This window comes from Cellulomonas sp. P5_C6, assembly GCF_054049635.1.
The window spans coordinates 1-1,195 of the sequence record NZ_JBFULZ010000374.1; the positions used below are offsets into that span (position 1 = coordinate 1).

The window sequence follows — 1,195 nt, forward strand, 5'->3', positions numbered from 1 at the left end:
GAGCACCTGCTCGCCGACCTCGACGTCGACCACGGATCGCGGGTGCAGCACCGTGACGCCCGGGAGCGTCTGCCAGTAGCCGTCGGTGAACTTCATCGTCGTCCTCTCGGGCCTGCGCTGCGTCTCCACGCAGTGTCGCAGGCGCTCGCCGCATCGTCGAAGCGCTTCGCTGGCCGAGCGTACGGCATCGCTGCGGAAATGTGCACCTGCCGTGCAGAAGAAGGTAATCGAAGCGTATCGATAAGAACCGTCGAACCATCCGGGTGCCCCTGCCGCTACCCTGACGCCATGGCGACAATCGGCGACGTGGCTCGCGCGGCAGGGGTCTCGGTCTCCACGGTCAGCTACGTGCTGAGCGGCAAGCGGCCGATCTCGCAGCCGACCCGCGAGCGCGTCGAACGGGCGATCCGAGAGCTGTCGTTCCACCCGCACGCGGGCGCGCGGGCGCTGGCGTCGAGCCGGAGCAACGTGATCGCCCTGATGGTGCCGTTCCGCCCCGGGATCAACGTGGCGATCATCATGGAGTTCGTGGCCGGGGTGCTGACCACGGCGCGCCAGTTCGACCACGACGTCCTGCTGCTCACGCAGGAGGACGTCGGCGGCATCGACCGGGYCTCGGCGACGTCGCTCGCCGACGCCCTCATCGTCATGGACATCGAGTCCGAGGACCCTCGCCTGCCGTACCTGCGGGCGCTCACGCGCCCCGCCGTGCTCATCGGCGTGCCGGCCGACACGAGCGGCCTCTCCTGCGTCGACCTCGACTTCGCGGCCGCGGGCAGGCTCGCTGCGCACCAGCTCACGGTGCACGGCCACCGCCGGCTCGCCCTGATCGGCGCCTCGCGCGACAGGTTCGAGCACCGAGCCAACTACGCGGTCCGCATGCGTGACGGCGTCGTCGAGCAGGCGACGACCGACTCCGCGTCGGTCGTCGTGGTGCCCTGCGAGCCGAGCTACGCCGGCGGCGTCGCCGCCGTGGACGAGCTGCTGGCCACGCATCCCGAGACGACCGGGCTGGTGGTCCACAACGAGGCCGCGCTGGCCGGGGTGGTCGAGGCCCTCGAGCGGCACGGGCGCGGAACGGGCGAGTCGATGGCGATCGTGGCCATCAACGCGGCGCACATCGCCGAGTCGATCGAGCGACCCATCGACGCGATCACCGTGCCGGGGCACGACATCGGCCGGATCGCCGTGGAGA

At 70.9% G+C, this 1,195-nt stretch carries 1 protein-coding gene; it reads left to right on the forward strand.

Annotated features, from left to right (window positions below):
* Window positions 1-288 precede the first annotated feature (288 nt).
* A partial coding sequence (locus ACXJKG_RS21235; protein WP_456847696.1) for a LacI family DNA-binding transcriptional regulator occupies window positions 289-1,195 on the forward strand: 907 nt, incomplete at its 3' end.